The sequence below is a fragment of the Arenibacter troitsensis genome, assembly GCF_900177645.1.
Classification (GTDB): Bacteria; Bacteroidota; Bacteroidia; order Flavobacteriales; family Flavobacteriaceae; genus Arenibacter; species Arenibacter troitsensis.
Genome location: NZ_FXAO01000006.1, coordinates 174,349 through 191,853, shown reverse-complemented (window position 1 = coordinate 191,853; position 17,505 = coordinate 174,349). Strand labels below are relative to the sequence as shown.

Annotated in this window: 12 protein-coding genes; 6 read left to right on the top strand and 6 right to left on the bottom strand. The window is 39.2% G+C overall.

From position 1 onward, the window contains the following. Positions 1-45 precede the first annotated feature (45 nt). Both B9Y87_RS14730 and B9Y87_RS14725 read right to left on the bottom strand, forming a co-directional pair. Positions 46-1,194, bottom strand: coding sequence for an extracellular solute-binding protein (locus B9Y87_RS14730; protein WP_085499742.1), 1,149 nt, complete (start codon positions 1,192-1,194; stop codon positions 46-48). 841 nt (positions 1,195-2,035) lie between these two features. Next, complete coding sequence (locus tag B9Y87_RS14725; protein WP_085499741.1) at positions 2,036-2,914, bottom strand: AraC family transcriptional regulator; 879 nt, start codon at positions 2,912-2,914, stop codon at positions 2,036-2,038. A gap of 297 nt (positions 2,915-3,211) precedes the next feature. On the opposite strand from B9Y87_RS14725, the gene B9Y87_RS14720 reads away from it, so the two are divergent. The 6 genes from B9Y87_RS14720 (at position 3,212) to eno (ending at position 9,572) form a co-directional block, all read left to right on the top strand. Further along, a complete protein-coding gene (locus tag B9Y87_RS14720) occupies positions 3,212-4,282 on the top strand; it encodes a mannonate dehydratase (RefSeq protein WP_085499740.1) in 1,071 nt (356 codons plus the stop codon). A 168-nt stretch (positions 4,283-4,450) separates the two neighbouring features. Then, entirely contained in the window at positions 4,451-5,512 is a 1,062-nt protein-coding gene (locus tag B9Y87_RS14715; protein ID WP_085499739.1) for a lactonase family protein, read from the top strand. 68 nt (positions 5,513-5,580) lie between these two features. After that, the gene (locus B9Y87_RS14710; protein ID WP_085499738.1) at positions 5,581-6,357 is read left to right on the top strand and encodes an SDR family NAD(P)-dependent oxidoreductase; all 777 of its coding nucleotides are present in this window, start codon (positions 5,581-5,583) and stop codon (positions 6,355-6,357) included. Positions 6,358-6,374: 17 nt separating this feature from the next. Then, positions 6,375-7,220 carry a fumarylacetoacetate hydrolase family protein gene (locus B9Y87_RS14705; RefSeq protein ID WP_085499737.1) on the top strand — a complete coding sequence of 282 codons (846 nt, stop codon included), beginning with the start codon at positions 6,375-6,377 and terminating at the stop codon, positions 7,218-7,220. A 58-nt stretch (positions 7,221-7,278) separates the two neighbouring features. Continuing rightward, complete coding sequence (locus B9Y87_RS14700) at positions 7,279-8,274, top strand: phosphotransferase family protein (RefSeq protein WP_085499736.1); 996 nt, start codon at positions 7,279-7,281, stop codon at positions 8,272-8,274. Positions 8,275-8,288: 14 nt separating this feature from the next. Beyond that, positions 8,289-9,572, top strand: coding sequence for a phosphopyruvate hydratase (gene eno, locus B9Y87_RS14695; protein WP_085499735.1), 1,284 nt, complete (start codon positions 8,289-8,291; stop codon positions 9,570-9,572). 265 nt (positions 9,573-9,837) lie between these two features. Here the strand turns inward: eno and B9Y87_RS14690 are convergent, their stop codons facing one another. The 4 genes from B9Y87_RS14690 to B9Y87_RS14675 are packed head-to-tail and all read right to left on the bottom strand — an operon-like array spanning position 9,838 to position 16,928. Continuing rightward, entirely contained in the window at positions 9,838-10,926 is a 1,089-nt protein-coding gene (locus B9Y87_RS14690) for an NHL repeat-containing protein (RefSeq protein WP_085499734.1), read from the bottom strand. 10 nt (positions 10,927-10,936) lie between these two features. Then, entirely contained in the window at positions 10,937-12,262 is a 1,326-nt protein-coding gene (locus B9Y87_RS14685) for a c-type cytochrome domain-containing protein (protein ID WP_085499733.1), read from the bottom strand. A gap of 10 nt (positions 12,263-12,272) precedes the next feature. Further along, positions 12,273-13,742, bottom strand: coding sequence for a DUF1501 domain-containing protein (locus B9Y87_RS14680; protein WP_085499732.1), 1,470 nt, complete (start codon positions 13,740-13,742; stop codon positions 12,273-12,275). A 3-nt stretch (positions 13,743-13,745) separates the two neighbouring features. Next, the gene (locus tag B9Y87_RS14675; RefSeq protein WP_085499731.1) at positions 13,746-16,928 is read right to left on the bottom strand and encodes a DUF1553 domain-containing protein; all 3,183 of its coding nucleotides are present in this window, start codon (positions 16,926-16,928) and stop codon (positions 13,746-13,748) included. Between the last annotated feature and the right edge of the window lie 577 nt (positions 16,929-17,505).

The window sequence follows — 17,505 nt, the reverse complement described above, 5'->3', positions numbered from 1 at the left end:
AAAGCGGTTTAAAGCATATATTTTCCATTGAATTTCTACTTCGGCCTAAAGGCAATAGATTGATTTGTATAGTTCGTTCAAATCATTCATAATTTTATGCGAAGGCCTATTTTTTAGGATGCCCTCATGCAATAAAAAGCATCCTTGATCCTGAAATTCGTTCCACCCAGGATGCTTTGGTCTAACGTATGCTTTTTCTATGGTTGAAAGGGTGTCTTTGAAGAAATTATTGCACAAAGCATTGTTATTCTCATTCTGCCAAGCAATCAAATTTCCGGGTTGTCCTCCATTTAATGTAAATACTCCTTCTTGTATTTCAGATCCCGCAACAAATTCCACAAAATTGGTCGCTATATCCGGATAATTGGATTTCGAAGATACCGCCAACCCAACGCCTCCAAGTAGTGTTGAGATATTTTTTTGTTCACCAAATGGACTATCGGTAAAATGTACTACGTTTTTCGTATACCCTTCGCGGGAATAGTTGGAATAACCAAACAAATACGGACAATAGAGTAGGTCTTCCCCGTTTCCCATTTTATCCAGAACTTGGATGGGATTCCAATGTATAGATTCCGGATGAAGAAACTCAAGATGATACTTTATCTCATCTAATACCATGCTTCCCACTTCCTTATTGAAAACCCTGTTCTCAATAAAACCAGCACCCCTGTTTTGGGCACAAAGTGTTAAAAAGGAGCACCATAAATCGGTTGGGCACAAGGCCCATGCCACCGAGAAACCATTGGGAACTTTACCATAAAAAGTTTTAAGGTCTTTGTAGGTCGATGGTAAGTTCAAGCCCAATTCCCATATGATATCCTTACGGTATGCCGCCACTTGGGCTGCAGCATCTATGGGTAACGCATATAGGTGTCCGTTGTATTCATAAGAATTGAAACAATCTCCTAAGGATTGTTCTTGCAAAACTCCTAATCTATCCTTGGAAATATATTCTTCCAGATTAACTAAAAGTCCCTTATTATCAGCTTGCCCCATATAGGGATGGTCTATTGTAATCAAGTCATAGGATTCAATTAAATTCTCAATGGGCATATCGCCAAATTCTTTTAGCGAACGTACATCCCAAAAAATCGAAACCTTAGAATTCTCTTTGGTGAATTCGTTTGATGCCGCAATTAGGGGTTCATATCCTCGTGGATGATCCCATGATATTCCTTTTAATTCTATCATTTTTTTAGATTGTCATAATATTAAGTTTCAATCCAATTTCTTATTTATATATTTTTTTCCTTGACGATGTCTCACCGTCTAGAGGTATTATCAATGAGTGGTAACCTAAAACTGGGCCATTCTAGTGGGAATTCTAATTTTTATCCATATGAATCATATTGCCATCTGCAATTTTATATTCTACAAAATTCACAACGTAATTTTTTTTAATAATCGAATCTGTTTTTGTAAGGATAGGATATGCTTCATTCCAAGCCATTTCACTATATAAAAAATTTATATCTCTTTGAAACGGTTACATATCTCTGTCATCTCCTATTTTTGCAATACTGCTTATTGCAGTTTCTTCTGGTAAATTAATTCCCAGCCTAATATCTGCTGGGTTTTCTTTAGTTTGTTTACTATAATATTTATCTACCCATAATATGGTATTGACACATCCAGCGCAATTTGTCATTTAAGTCTGCCTAAAAATGCGAAATGGATTTAATTCTGTATTGCTCTGTTGAAATAGGAATTCTTAACAACTGTAGTACTTTTGCACTGTTTCTCAGAGTTGTTTCTATTGTTCTTAGTCAACTAAATGAGCGTTCTCCAACATATCTTAACTTAGTTGAATTTTGAAACAAAAAAATTATCTTCCTTGCTTCCTAACATTATCTTGCTACCAAGCAAAAATAAACCGTTTGGGAGCTTAATTTTTACGTGTTGTTTTCTGATTATGAATGAATATTAACCAATATGGTTTAAACAGGGAATTTAGAATTTAAATCGGCGGGGGTGTGCAGGTGGGTTTTTTATGGAATTTATGTTTAATAAAATGTAGAGGTCCAGAAATGTTTCATATCGCTTTATTCTTTGTGTACTGTGAAGGTGTTAACCCGTTGTTTAATTCTTTGAATTTTGAATTAAAATGCTGTATGCTGGGGAATCCCGATTTATGAGCAATGTGGCTTATGGATAGCCGCTTATCCTCCAACAACATTCGTTTTGCGTTATTAATTCTATATTCATTTAAAAACACAAAAAATGATTTTCCTGTTTTCTGTTTGAAAAGGCGACAGAAGGAGGGCTTGGTTAAACAGGCCATATCTGCCATATCTTGAAGGGAAATTTTATTTTCAAGATTATTTCTGATGTGATCGAATATTCGATTCATCAAATCTGAATCTTTTGTGTTTAGTTGAGGGGTGTAGCCATTACTAGCCAAAAGGGTGTAATCCTTTGCCTCTGTAAGTTGAAAGAGTAAATTAAATACTGCTACCCATTTTCGCAATCCTTTTCTTTTATTGATATCCAGTAATAATGGCGCAATTTCAATACTGGTTTTATTGGAAAAGGATATTCCCCTTTCGGCCAATTTAAATAGTTGAGCTAATGGTTCTAGTTCCTCTGCATCCTTAAATATAATATCCATAAAATTCAACGGAAACTGAAGAGTAATCCTACGACTCCTATTTCCATTATTATCTAAATGGTCTTTCTCATTTTCATTGTTCATCCATAAATGCGGTAAATTGGATCCTACCAATATCAGGTCTCCCGCTTTAAATCCAGAAATGTGGTCGCCAATATATCGAATCCCTTCACTTTCAAGAATTAAGGTTAACTCAAATTCAGGGTGAAAATGCCAGGGGTGGTCAAATTTGGGTTTATCGATATAAGTGCATCTAAACGGTGTTTCTTTATCAAATATTATTTTGTAGAATGAGGCTTTCATTTTGCGGGCCGCTTAATAGTGACAATATTTTGAATTTTTTTTAAATATAATCAAAAATAAATATCAATGTTAATATCCATTCAAAAAAGGATAAAAACAAGTAAAAAGGGGGGCTGCTAAATATATAACTTGCAGCCAAATTTTGATGGTTAATGTTTTTTGGATATTGGTCAAGAGATAAACACTAGGAAATATCCAGAATAATTAAATAAAAGGTTTGTTCAAGCCTAATACTAAGTTATTGGTTTTTCTTGTACTTAACTGAAAATTGGAACTAAACTTAATCTAACATACACAATGAAAATAGGATTCGGATTATATAGTCATATGCTGAATGATGATTATTATAAAATGGCAAAACAATTGGGGGCAACCCATATAGTTGCACATTTAACAGACTATTTCCATCAAAGTGATACGGGGGCGGAAGATCAGCCACTGGGAAATGTCAATAAAGGTTGGGGTATAGCCAAGGAAAGCCAAATTTGGTCCTTCGAAGAATTAAATTCCTTAAAAGAAGATATGGCTTTTCACGGGCTAAAGCTAGAGGCATTGGAGAATTTTAGCCCAGGCTTTTGGCATGATGTTTTGTTGGACGGTCCTAAAAGGGATGAGCAAATTGCAAATTTAAAAAAGTTGATCCGCAATATGGGCAAGGCGGGGATACCTATTATGGGATATAACTTCTCATTGGCTGGTGTTGCCGGTAGGACCATAGGTCCCTATGCCAGGGGTAATGCACTTTCTGTGGGGCTGGAAGGATATTCAGAGGCTTTGCAAACTCCTATTCCGAATGGAATGGTGTGGAATATGGTGTATGATACAAATGCTCCTTCGGGAAATATGGATACCATTAGTCATGAGGAACTTATAAAGCGGTATCGGAACTTTGTCTCCGAAATGATACCGGTAGCAGAAGAAGCAGGGGTAAAATTAGCGGTGCATCCAGATGACCCACCACTAAAAGAAGTTCGTAAACAACCAAGATTGGGGTTTCATCCAGATCATTACAAAGAAGTGATGAAGTTTAATAATAGTCCAAACCATGTAATGGAATTATGTTTGGGAACCATAGCTGAAATGGTTGATTCGGACGTTTACGAGGCGTTGGAGTATTTTGCTAAAAACAATAAAATAGGGTATATACACATTAGAAATATAAAAGGAAAGGTACCTGATTATAAAGAGTCATTTATTGATGATGGTGATATAGATATGGAGAGGATAATTGGAATTCTGAAGGAGAATAACTTTGAGGGCGTGCTTATTCCTGATCATGCCCCCCAGGTAACCAGTAAAGCCCCTTGGGATGTAGGTATGGCTTTTGCTATGGGGTATTTAAAGGCATTGGTGGGTTCTGGAAAATAATACCTAATCATTCATTTTGTATAGAACCCGGCTAGATTTTCTGGCCAAAATAAGGTTGTAAGAATTTATGATGAGACAAATGCAGATGTGTGAGTGCTATATTCAAGGTCATCCTAAAAAAAATGGACAAATGAATTATTTAGTGGATTTAATAAAATTAGACTGACTATGGAACAATTATTCTATGTAGGGTCATATTCAAAGCAGGGAGGGTATTTCCCGGCAAGAACAAAAGATGGTTTAAGTTTGTGCTCCCTAAATAATAATACTGGGGTACTATCTAAAAAAAGAGGTTTCAAAGATATAGTGAACGCAACCTATTTGGCCAAATACGGCGAAAGAATATTGCTTGTGGCTTCCGATGAATATTACGATCCGGGGAATGTATTATCCTTTGCCATACAAAATGATGAATCCTTGTGGCCCTTGTCATCGCAAAGCACCCACGGTGCGGCTACCTGTCATTTGAGTGTTAGTGAAGTAATTGATAAGGTTTTCGTTGCCTCCTATATAGATGGTAAGCTTTCGGTTCATAGTATAAGGGAGGGTATGTTGTCACCTGCCGAATATGTCTATCAGTATCACGGTTATGGGCCAAATAAAGAGCGACAGGAAAAATCCCATGCCCATTGCGCTGAAATTTCCCCTAATGGTAAATGGCTTTATGTCTGTGATTTGGGAAGTGATAAAATATGGTTGCACGATACTAAAAACCTCACAGGTAAATTTACGGATGTAACGGGGATTAGAGTTCCTCTGGGTTATGGGCCTAGACATATGGTTTTTGGAAAATATGGCTCCAAAATATATGTTATCTGTGAATTGAATGCCCATGTTCTTACCTACGAGCAAAACCAAGAAACAGGGATGCTGACACTAATGGATGATCAAACAACCCTACCTGAAGATTTTTTGGGGGTACCGTCAGCTTCGGCTATCCGGATGCATCCCTCCAATAATGCTCTTTATATCTCTAATAGAACCCATAATAGTATTGCTGTCTTTTCCATAAATAAATCTACTGGATTACTGACTTTTGAAACCAGATTTGATACAAATGGGAAGGAGCCTAGGGATTTCAATTTTGATTCCACTGGGAAATGGTTGGTATGCGCAAATCAAGAATCAGATACCTTGGTTTCATTTGAGGTGGATGATAAAAGTGGATTGCCGACTAAGAACATTAAATCTGTCTTGGAATGCGGAACACCAGTATGTGTACATTTTTAGCATGAATCTCTAAGTATCAAATTTGTACCTAGGATTTTTTAGAATTAAAACTTTAAATAGAAAATATAATGTTCAGTTTAAAACAAAGAATTGCTGTAGTGACCGGGGGCGGGGATGGAATAGGAAAAGCTATTTCTGAAAAATTGTCCGAAAAGGGAGCTGTTGTCTACATTTTGGATGTAAATGATGATGCCGGAAAAAAAACGGCTTCAACAATAAGTGAAAATGGGTATCAGGCCCATTTTTTGAAATGCGATGTATCTGACCAAAAACAGGTCAAAGGTTTAATCCAAGGTATTTATGAGAAGGAAGGCAAATTAGATATATTGATCAACAATGCAGGCATAGCACACATAGGAACGGCGGAAAACACTTCTGAGGAAGATTTTAATAGAATTATAGGAGTGAATATTAATGGGGTTTATAACTGCGTACATGCATGTATTCCTCCAATGAAAAATACTGGAGGAGGTGTCATTATCAACATGGCTTCAGCTGCTTCTGTCATTGGATTACCGGACCGCTTCGTTTATTCCATGAGCAAAGGTGCGGTTACAACAATGACATACTCTATAGCTAGAGATTTTGTTAAAGATAACATTCGTTGCAATTGCATCGCGCCTGGTAGGGTACACACGCCCTTTGTTGATGGGTATTTAAAAAAACACTATCCCGGCGAGGAGGCAGAAATGTTTGAGAAATTATCAAAGACCCAACCAATAGGGCGGATGGGCAGTCCCATGGAGATTGCAACTTTGGTACTTTACCTTTGTAGTGATGAAGCCTCGTTTATAACAGGAAGCAATTACCCAATTGATGGGGGGTTTGTAACTCTTAATACGTAATTTTAAATAATACAGGAATGCGCTTAGTAAGATTTGGAGAAAAAAATAATGAAAAGCCTGGGGTTTTGATCGACGGGGTAAGAAAGGATTGTTCTGCACATTTTGATGACTGGAACAAAGACTTTTTTAGCAATAATGGATTACAGGAATTACAGAAATTGTTAGACGATGGAAATACTGTATTTCCCGAAGTACCTAGTAATATACGTTGGGGGGCTTGTGTTTCTAGGCCTAATATGATTCTCTGTGTTGGGCTGAACTATACGGACCACGCTATAGAAGCTGGAATGGAGATACCAACCGAGCCAGTCTTGTTTATGAAGGCTACGAACACGCTTTGTGGTCCATATGATGACGTATCCATTCCTAAACGTAGTCAAAAAACCGATTGGGAAGTGGAATTGGCGATAGTGTTGAAAAAAGACTTAGTGTATTCCAATAATGAAGAAGAGGCTTTACAGGCCATTGGGGGCTATTGTATTATGCACGATGTGTCCGAAAGGGAATTTCAGGTCGAAAGAGGAGGGCAGTGGGTCAAGGGTAAATCCTGTCCTGGTTTTAGTCCCGTTGGGCCTTATTTGGTGACGCCGGACGCTATTCCAGATGTTTTGAACCTCAAGATGAACTTGACGGTAAATGGTGAAGAAATGCAAAATGGAAACACCAAGACCATGATATTCAAACCTTCATTTTTAATACACTATATTTCACAGTTTATGCAATTGGAGGCTGGAGATATAATAACCACTGGTACGCCCCCAGGTGTAGGTTTTGGAAAAACACCGGCAGTTTATCTTCGTCCAGGTGATGAAGTGGAGCTGACAATAGAGCATTTAGGTCGTCAAAAACAGTTGTTTGTATAATAATTCCTTTCTGTAAAAACGAGCATAGAGATATAAACTTCGTCCTATTGAAAAATATATGAACCAAAATGAACTTATTGATTTCTTAATCGAGGAAAAATTTCTTAATTCTTCGTCGGTTAAAGTAAAGAGTTTGAGTGGAGGAGTTTCTTGTGAAATATTGCTAATTGATAATGGGGACAAAAAATTCGTACTCAAACGAGCGTTAGCAAAATTAAAAGTTAAAGATGAATGGTTCGCTGATGTAAATCGTAACCGTATTGAGCAAAAATATATAAAATATGTAGCTGATTTTTTGCCAGAAGCGGTCCCTAATATTTTATATACTAATCATGATCACTGTTTTTTTTGCATGGAAATGCTTGAAAACGGTTTGGAAAACTGGAAAGATCGGCTGTTAAAAAAACAGATCGATTTGGAGTATGCTAAAATAGCCGGTGGTATCATGGGCACAATCCATAGTAAATCTGCTGGAGACCCTATTGTGGAACGGGATTTTGATACCTTGAACAATTTTAGTGAGTTGCGTATAGAGCCCTATTTAATTAAAACAGCCGAACTTCATCCGGAATTGAAAGATTACTTTTATGATGAAGCCAAGCGTTTGGCAGCTGTGAAAAAATGTCTTGTACACGGTGATTTTAGCCCCAAGAATATATTGGTAAGCCCTGAACGAGTCGTTTTACTTGATTGTGAAGTGGCTTGGTATGGAGACCCAATTTTTGATGTAGCTTTCTTTTTGAACCATTTTATTCTGAAAGCTTTGTATGCACCGGATAAAGGGGAAGAATTCGTGGAGCTTTCAAAAACCGCATTGAAAGCCTACCAACTACATTCCGGTAATATTTATGATCGAGAATTTGAACATTTAATGGTTCACTTGCTATTGCTACTTATGATGGCACGGGTTGATGGTAAGTCTCCAGTAGAATATCTAAATGTGGAAAAACAACAAAAATTGAGAAAGTTTGTGTACCAAGAATTAAGTAATGGTACACGTCACTTTGAAACTTTGGTTGCCAGATGGCTGGAAGCAATAAAAGGATTTAATTAAAAACAAAAAAAATTATGAATATAAAGCAAATTGATGCCTATCAAATATATGATTCAAGGGGATATCCCACTCTAGAGGTTGAAGTCACTTTGGAAAATGGTATAAAGGGTTATGGATTGGTTCCCTCAGGAGCCTCTACCGGTCAATTTGAAGCACTTGAACTAAGGGACCATGATAAGAATAAATTCAGGGGGAAATCTGTGTTTAAAGCAATATCTCACGTGAAGGCAGAAATCGCTTCTGTTTTAGTTGGGGACTCGGTGTTTGATCAAAGAGGTATTGACCAGAAAATGATAACACTGGACGGTACCGAAAACAAATCGCGTTTGGGTGCCAATGCCATTCTTGGGGTATCTATGGCAGTAGCAAATGCTGGGGCAAATGCAAAAGGAGTTCCTTTGTATGAATATTTAGGTGATGGAAAAGGAAATTTAATTCCTCTCAATGAGATCCAAATTCTAGGAGGAGGAGCGCATGCCGACTGGGCTAATGATATTCAGGATTTTCTGGTAATCGCAATCGGGGCAAAAAGTTATGAAGAGTCACTTGAAATAACCCATAATGTATATCATGCCGCCGGTGAAGTAATGAAGGCTAGAGGGAAAAGATTAGGTATTGCTGACGAAGGGGGGTGGTGGCCAGACTATAGGACAAATGAAGAACCCTTTGAAGTATTTTTGGAAGCCATACAAATGGCAGGTTATGTACCCGGAGAGGATGTGGCTATTTCATTGGACATCGCTGCAAGCGATTTATATGATGGTACCCACTATAGTTTACCTTTAGATAAAAAGATATACACCCCTGACGAATTTTACGACCTTATGAAATCGTGGTGTGAAAAATATCCAATAATCTCTATAGAGGATCCTTTTGCAGATACCGATATAGCTAATTGGAAACGTTTTAAAACGGAGATGGGCACCAAGGTTCAGATAATAGGGGACGACCTGTTTACTACCAATATAACCCGTATTGAATATGGTATTGAACATGACCTGGCAAATTCAGTATTAATTAAACTCAATCAAATTGGAACGGTAACAGAGACGATCGAAGCAGTTCGTTTGACGCAAAGGGCAGGATGGCTTCCTGTTATATCTGCAAGATCAGGGGAAACAGAAGACGCATTTATTGCCCATTTGGCTGTGGCCACCAATTCAGGACAATTGAAGGTTGGGTCATTTGCAAGAAGTGAAAGAATGGTCAAGTGGAACGAAGTTATCAGGATCCAACGCCATTTAGGTGAGTCTGCCAATTTCATTGGTTCGGATATTTATCATACTATTTTGGAATAAGGCCGTGCACCCCGATTTAATGGTTCATTTATGCTTGGCCGTAAATACGGAAGAGTTCTAATCCTGATCTTGAAAAATTAGCTGCGTAATTAGCCAAAAAACAGCCTGGCCAAAAAGGTGAAAATCTTTGTGAAGCTTACTCAATTCTTGTAAACGGCAATTGGTAATTCCCCTATAGGTACTTATGTATTTAAACGGACTTTTATTCAATACTTAAGATAAACACTTTACTTGAGTATGGCTTTTGGGTCAAAATAGACCAAATCTATACCCGTTCAAGCATGTATGGGTATGTCCTACCGGACATCCATTGGGGTATATAAATATTCCCAGCGTTATCAATACACACGTCATGGGGGTTCAAGAAAGAGAAATCGTCATATTGCGGCGGCATTAACAGGCCATTTTCATATTTAGGGGTACTTGCACCGGGCATTGATACCACTTTATTGTCTTTGTCCAGGACGGCTATACAGCCGTCGTAGGCACCCCAGGTTTTGGTGACCAATACGGCAAAATATAAATTCTCGCCTTTGATTACGGGGCGGCAGATCCAACTGCCCGGCATTTGAATGGTTTCCAAGTGTTGCCCATCAAGGGTAAAGCGTTTGAACTCCTGTTTTGACCGAGAGGTGATCAATAACGTTGGATTCTTTTTGTCCCTAGTATCCAAGGTCACCCCGTGGCAGCAATCTAAATTGTTTTTGCCTTCTCCTTTACCTCCCCAATAACGGATAAAATTTCCTTTCGCATCGTATTGCATAATATAATCAAGACCGTAGCCATCTGCAACATAAATGTCGCCATTAGGGGCAATGGCGGTTTCAGTGGGCACGTATTTTTCCTCGGATTCGTACTTCCCGGTTTCCTTGGGATACTCCAGTTTAAGCAGAATATTGCCTTTCATATCGGTTTTTAAAACCATATGGTCCGTGGTTGCGGCTATATAAAGAAACTCTTCCCCGCCTTCTTCGGACAGTGTGAGTCCATGGGCTCCTTGTAGGCCAAGGGTCCACGTATCCAAAACCTTACCGGACCGATCGTAAATAAGGAGATTGTTCTTTGGGTGGTTGGTCAAGAGCAACAGGCGGCCTTTTTGGTCTTGAACCATTTCATGACAATCCATGACAGGATACTTGGCAAGATTTTGTGTCCCCCATTCTTTATTCAATCTATACCTAAAATCACCATGGCCAATAATACCAGCTTCACCCTGCATGTTTTTCGTATAGTCAATTTGTTCTTTGCCTTCAAAAGCATTTCCCAACGTGGGTATGAGTGAGGCTCCGAGCGCTCCGGAGACCGATGATTTAATAAATGAACGTCTCTTATTTGAATGATGTTGGTTTGACATAGGTAGGTAGTTAATAGATTATATTTAATTCCGGATGTAATTTGTTGAGCTTTTCTATGGCATTTGAAGTTATTTGGGTCTCCCATAGGTAGAGCCTTTTAAGATATGTAAGGGGCTTTACCCAATTGGCATCCTCTCCGGTAATGGGGTTTTTATTGAGGTTCAAAGTCTCCAAATGGGTTAGTTCGCTCAAATGGTGAAGTCCTTTTTCCGTAATCACATTATTGTCCAGATTAAGCCTTGTTAAGTTCTGGAACTTTGAAATGGTGCTTATATCCTTATCGTTTAAACTAAGCCCGGACAAGTTTAACCAGGTAATATTGTCCATAATTTCACTCAAATCTTCAATTTTTCTATTTGGCAAAGAGTTACCTTGGATATAGGTGACTTCCAATAAATTTGTGTTTTGAGCAATCTCATTTATCCGCCATCCATTTTTTGTCAACCCATCAATTGTTGATTTTGTAACTGCGGGCACCTGTACTTTTTCTACATAAGACTTTGGACTGGTATCTATATAATAGTTGGAAAGTAAAATTTTCTCCACATCGGTATTGATCTCCAATTCAGAAACCGTGCTACTGGAATCGGCACCTTGTTCTACCCACCATTTTAAAAGATTGATTTCATTATAATCCAAAGGTGTACCACTGGGCGGCATAAAAAGTTTGTGTGTTGTGGGTAGGGTCACCCTTTTGAATATTTCACTGGACCATGAATCTGTTGCGATGACCGTTCCGTGGTCACCACCTTCAAGAAGTTTTTGATAAGACTCCATGTTCAAGCCTCCCATATCATTTTCAAAGCCATGGCAATCATAACATTTTTTTTCCAGAATGGGCTGTATTAAAGCATTGTACACAACCACGGAATCTGGATTAACACCTTTTAAGGTAGTCGCCAAATCGCCTTGGGAGTTGCCTTGGAAAGGTTCCAGCAAATAATCTGGACCGTGGGTCAGTGAGCCCCCGTAATGTCCTGTGGCGAACAGTAATAGGCCAATAGATACAAGGCAGGCCTGATACAGTTTTTTTTGATGAAAGTATTTTGACAATGGGGCCATTATGGCGATAAGACAAGTTGCAATACCCAACCAACGGTGCCACACCAATGTGTCTCCACCATATGCGCCGCTATCGGCCAATAACCATCCGAACAATGAAGCGACTATTGCTGACAGAGCCCCTAGAACAAGTATGATTAGAATTATTTTTTCTTGTGATTTAGATTTGTTCTTCCTCATGGCCCATTGAATCACCAAGGCTAATGAAAGAAACCCAATAGGCAAGTGTACCACAAGTGGATGCAACCTTCCTATAAACTCAACAATGTCCATATAAAAATTTCTAGGTTAAAATATCCTTTATAACGTGCCCATGAACATCGGTAAGTCTAAATCGTCTTCCCTGAAATTTATAGGTGAGTCTTTCATGATCTATGCCTAACAAATGCATTAAAGTGGCCTGAAAGTCATGTACGTGGACCGGATTTTCTACAATATTGTATCCAAAATCGTCCGTCTCTCCATGTATGTAACCAGATTTTACTCCGGCCCCGGCCATCCACATGGTAAAACACCTTGGATGGTGGTCTCTTCCATAATTATCCTTGGTTAGTCTACCTTGGCTGTAGCTGGTCCTGCCAAATTCACCGCCCCAAATGACCAAGGTGTCATCCAATAGCCCCCGTTGTTTTAGATCCATGACCAGGGCTGCTGAAGGCTGGTCCGTACTCTTGCATTGCTTTTTAATATCGGAGGGGAGATTGCCATGCTGGTCCCAGCCTTGGTGGTACAATTGTACAAATTTCACATCCTTTTCTACCAGTCTACGGGCCAATACACAATTATAGGCATATGAGCCCGGAATTTTGGCTTCGGGACCATACATATCAAGGATATAATCGGGTTCATCTGCTATGCTCATGGCCTCTGGCACAGAAGTTTGCATCCTATAGGCCATTTCATATTGACTGATTTTACTGCTTAGTTCCTGTGTGCCCATTTTGTCAACGTTCAAGGTATGCAGTTCTTCCAAGGCATCCAGGGCATTTTTTCTGGAGGTATCGGTTATTCCATGTGGGTTGGCCAAATAAAGTACCGGATCTTTGCCCGATCTAAATTGAACTCCTTGATGCTGGGACGGCAAAAATCCATTTCCCCATAGTCTTGAATACAGGGGTTGCCCAAACGGATGTGATCTTGACAATAGCACAGAGAATGCAGGAAGGTTCTCATTATCACTACCCAGTCCGTAGCTTAACCACGAGCCTATGGATGGTCGTCCTGGCTGCTGGGAGCCCGTCTGAAAAAATGTGATGGCGGGGTCATGATTGATCGCTTCGGTGTACATGGATTTGATAAAACAGAGCTCATCAACAATTTTGGAGGTGTGGGGCAAAAGATCGCTTACCCACATGCCGCTTTTACCATATTGTTTAAAGTCGAAGTGGCTACCGGCCAACGGGAGTGAATTTTGAAAAGCACTCATTCCGGTAAGTCGTTGCCCTTGTCTAACACTATTGGGCAAATCCTGCCCGTTGAGCTCCCTTAATAGGGGCTTGTAGTCGAACATATCTTGTTGGGAGGGGCCTCCACTTTGAAACAAGTAAATGACTCTTTTGGCTTTCGGGATAAAATGTGGTAAATGGAGTGCGCCACCATTTCCTCTTGTATTTCTTCCTCCGATTCCTGTTCCAGCCAAAGCATCAATGGGGTTGAGGAGGGAAGTGAGGGCTACGGATCCAAGGCCCATTCCCATCTTACCTAAAAAATCTCTCCTTCCTAAACCTTGCAATATGGATTTTTCTGTACTCATACTTTAATATTTTGTGTAAACGGGGTCAAAATTCATTATAATATTGGTCATCACGGTCATTGCGGCCACTTGGGCATTTTTATTGGAAAGGTCCAATTTGTACGCCCCTATATCCAACAAGTCGGCTATGTGCTGTGGCTCGTTTTCAAACCTTGTTTTTTCATCCAAATAAAGTTTTTTCAGGGTGGTGACCTCTTCATCGGTAGGCGATCTACTGGTCAACAACCTAAAAATTTCTGAAATTTGGTTTTCTACTTTTTCGCCCCCGGAAGCCATAGTTTGTTCTACTAGAACCTTGGCGGCCTCTATGTATTCCGGTCCATTGAGCATTACCAGCGGTTGAAGGGGCGTAGTGGTCGATTGGCGTTTAACGCTGCACAGGTTTCTTTCGGGTGTATCAAAGGTGATCATAAACGGCGGCGGTATTGTACGCCTCCAATAGGTATATATACTTCGTCTATACAGGTCATCACCTTCACCCTGAACATATTTGTTCTCACCGACAAAGGTTGCCTTTTCTTGCCATAACCCTTCTGGTTGATACGGTTTAACGCTGGGTCCTCCTACCTTTTTTACCAATAGGCCACTGGCGGCTAATATGTTGTCCCGTATCATTTCTGCGGACAATCGGTGTCGCGGCCCCCGGGCCAACAACTCATTTTTAGGGTCTTTGTCATAAAGCTCTTTGGAAATATTGGAGGATTGTCTATAGGTCTGTGACATGACCATCTTTTTGATCAAAGATTTTACGTTCCATCCCGATTCAATGAACTCGATTGCCAGCCAATCTAAAAGTTTCGGGTGTGTAGGCAAACTGCCTTGACTGCCAAAATCGTTGGAAGTCTCTACAATGCCTTTTCCAAATAAATTTTGCCAGAAGCGGTTCACTGTTACTCTAGAAGTCATAGGGTTACTGCTGTCTACCAACCATTCGGCTAACTCCATGCGGGTTTTTGGTGGGGCAGCACCGGGGGCCAATAATACTTTAGGAATACCGGGACCCACTTCTTCGCCATGGGCGTCATAACTACCACGATCCAAAATATACGTTTTCCGAATGCTATCTTTAATGTCTTTCATTACCATAACTTCCGGAATCTTGGTAAGGGTATCATTTTGGGCTTTTCGGACTTCAAGCAATTCCTTTCTCAGGTTGTGGGTTTTATTGTTTTTCCGCAGAAAATAGAATTCCCTTAGCTTCTTGTCAACCTCACGTTCCTTTGGAGATAAGGAACTTATTTGAGCAGTTAAGTCTTCGTCACCGGCCAAAAGTCCTATTTCTATCTGGGAGAGTTGAAAATCAAAAATTTTAAATTCATCCAGTGCACCCCCGGGAAAACCTTGTGCATTGTCTTGGTGGCCAAATACATAGCCATAGGTCTTCGTTTTTGAATCCCAAGTATGTGGTATTATGGTCTTATGAAGATTATCCCTTAACACTAAAGACTCTTGCTTCTTGCCATTGAAGAAAATTTGAGCGCCCGAAGCTTTGCTAGATCCATCGTAGGTTATGCCTACATGAGTCCATTCGGATGTTTTTAGGGGGGCATTTGTCCTTACCCCGATTGAATTGTTGGGATACCTATGGGCCAATGTCATCTCTAACTGATTGTCGACAAGTTGCATCTCTATGCCTCGAAATCCACCATATTCGCCAGTAGACTTGGCAAAAAAGTTGTAGGTCCCATTTGGTTCTGGAGGTTTGATCCAAAAGGAGAAGGAATACGGGTCGTATCTATCAAAATCAATTTTTCCAGGATAGTATAATCCACCCTCTCCATCAAATTCAACCGCCTTGCCCTTGATACCCTCAACTGATTTGAAATTTTTGGAATCTTCAAAAGTAAAACTCTCTATCTCGTTAGGAACAGGGCCCTGCACCAAATTTTTTAGATTTACGGTATTGGCCCATTGTTTATATTCTTCCGTTGAGTTGTCAAGAACACTGTCCAATTTTTTCTCAGCTTCTTTTGTTTGCATGTCCATAAAAAGGAGAATATTATCTATATCTTTGTCGGTTAAAAGCATTGAAGGAGGTTGTACTTCCCCATCGTCTCTTTGGCCTTGTCCCATTTCATCAACACTATTGAAAAAGTAGGAAGTTTCATAATATTCCTTTTGTGAAATTGGGTCGTATTTATGGTCGTGACAGCGTGCGCATTCAAAGCTTAGCCCTAGTAGAGCTGTGCCTAAAGTATTTGTTCGATCTAACACGTATTCGACCCTGTACTCTTCTGCTATTATGCCACCTTCAACATTGATTAAATGGTTTCTGTTGAACCCTGTAGCAATCATTTGATCTTGACTGGGATTTGGAAATTTATCTCCTGCCATTTGCCATTTGATGAATTGATCATAAGGCATGTTGTTATTATAGGCATTGATGACCCAATCTCGCCATGGCCACATTCTCCTTGGACCATCTGATTGGTAGCCATGGGTATCCGCATATCTCGCCAAATCTAACCAGTCTACTGCCATTTTCTCACCATAAGCATTAGATTGAAGATAATTGTCAACCATTTCTTCATAGGTTTTTTGCCCTGAAATAAATTGGTTCAAATCTTCCATCAGAGGTGGCAGACCAGTCAAATCGAAAGACAGTCTTCTTAATAACACCTCTTTATCAGCTATTTTATTGAATTGTAGGCCGTTCTCCATTAGTTTTTTCAATACAAAATGGTCGATCTCATTTACGGCCATTTCCTTATTTTCCAGTTTAGGAGGTGAGTATTTTTTTGGCGATTGAAAAGCCCAATGTTCCTGATACTCTGCTCCTTGCTCGATCCATCTTGTCAAAATTGCCTTATCTTTGGAGCTGAGGTCAAGATGTGATTCCATTGGGGGCATAATAATGGAAAGGTCAGTTGTTATGATGCGGTTGAAAAGTTGGCTTTTTGCAGGTTTGCCTGGTACAATGGCATACTTGCCAGGGGATTTTGGGAGTTCGCCTATGGCCGCATCCCTTAAATCCAAGCGGAGCCCAGCTTTTTGTTTAGCCTTGTCCGGACCATGACAGGCAAAGCACTTATCTGACAATATAGGCCTCACATGTATATTGTAATCTATTTTATCAGGTATAGTGTTATCAGCCAATATTAACTCTTCCGTCTTATAATTGTTACAGGCAGTTAATGAAACTAAAACAAGTATTAGGTAAGCAAAATTTTTATCTATCCTCATCATATTACAATGTATATTGAATACCAGATCATTATAATTTCAGGTGTGCATTAGTATTTCAATCTTTGTTTGATAAAATTATGATTTTCGATTATTGCATTCTTAATAGTTTTTAACTAATACTGAATCAATATTAACATTGGATTTAATATATAGGCTTCTGAAGTTGAGCTTAGAGTCTTGAAGTAGTTTATTTGTACACATGATATAACTTTATAAATGATTATAAATGGTTCGTGTTGAGTGAATTTTATAAAGTTGATATATTTGGCTTCATGAGTTTCGTCCAATTTGTACCTTTTTTTTGTTCCAGATTAGAATTGGTTTGGTAAGTCTCTTTTAGGTTCAAGCCTTCTGTTAAGTTATAGTTGTCACATTGTTAAGATACATTCAAAACAAGTTAATATTCAGGAAAAATAAATACTAGGAAACAACTAATTTAGAATTTGACAAGAATTACATAATCGCACGCTTTGTTGTGAGTGAAGCTCATTCAATTTGAAATATCAGTTATGTTGGGGTAAATGAATATCCTGAGGAGTGGGGATTTTTAACTGTTGATTTGAATAGATTCATTATT

Bases quoted from the DNA above. Each gene is read 5' to 3' on its own strand.
- B9Y87_RS14730 (WP_085499742.1), bottom strand. From the start codon at position 1,194: ATGATAGAATTAAAAGGAATATCATGGGATCATCCACGAGGATATGAA.
- B9Y87_RS14725 (WP_085499741.1), bottom strand. From the start codon at position 2,914: ATGAAAGCCTCATTCTACAAAATAATATTTGATAAAGAAACACCGTTT.
- B9Y87_RS14675 (WP_085499731.1), bottom strand. From the start codon at position 16,928: ATGATGAGGATAGATAAAAATTTTGCTTACCTAATACTTGTTTTAGTT.
- eno (WP_085499735.1), top strand. From the start codon at position 8,289: ATGAATATAAAGCAAATTGATGCCTATCAAATATATGATTCAAGGGGA.
- B9Y87_RS14685 (WP_085499733.1), bottom strand. From the start codon at position 12,262: ATGGACATTGTTGAGTTTATAGGAAGGTTGCATCCACTTGTGGTACAC.
- B9Y87_RS14705 (WP_085499737.1), top strand. From the start codon at position 6,375: ATGCGCTTAGTAAGATTTGGAGAAAAAAATAATGAAAAGCCTGGGGTT.
- B9Y87_RS14710 (WP_085499738.1), top strand. From the start codon at position 5,581: ATGTTCAGTTTAAAACAAAGAATTGCTGTAGTGACCGGGGGCGGGGAT.
- B9Y87_RS14690 (WP_085499734.1), bottom strand. From the start codon at position 10,926: ATGTCAAACCAACATCATTCAAATAAGAGACGTTCATTTATTAAATCA.
- B9Y87_RS14680 (WP_085499732.1), bottom strand. From the start codon at position 13,742: ATGAGTACAGAAAAATCCATATTGCAAGGTTTAGGAAGGAGAGATTTT.
- B9Y87_RS14715 (WP_085499739.1), top strand. From the start codon at position 4,451: ATGGAACAATTATTCTATGTAGGGTCATATTCAAAGCAGGGAGGGTAT.
- B9Y87_RS14700 (WP_085499736.1), top strand. From the start codon at position 7,279: ATGAACCAAAATGAACTTATTGATTTCTTAATCGAGGAAAAATTTCTT.
- B9Y87_RS14720 (WP_085499740.1), top strand. From the start codon at position 3,212: ATGAAAATAGGATTCGGATTATATAGTCATATGCTGAATGATGATTAT.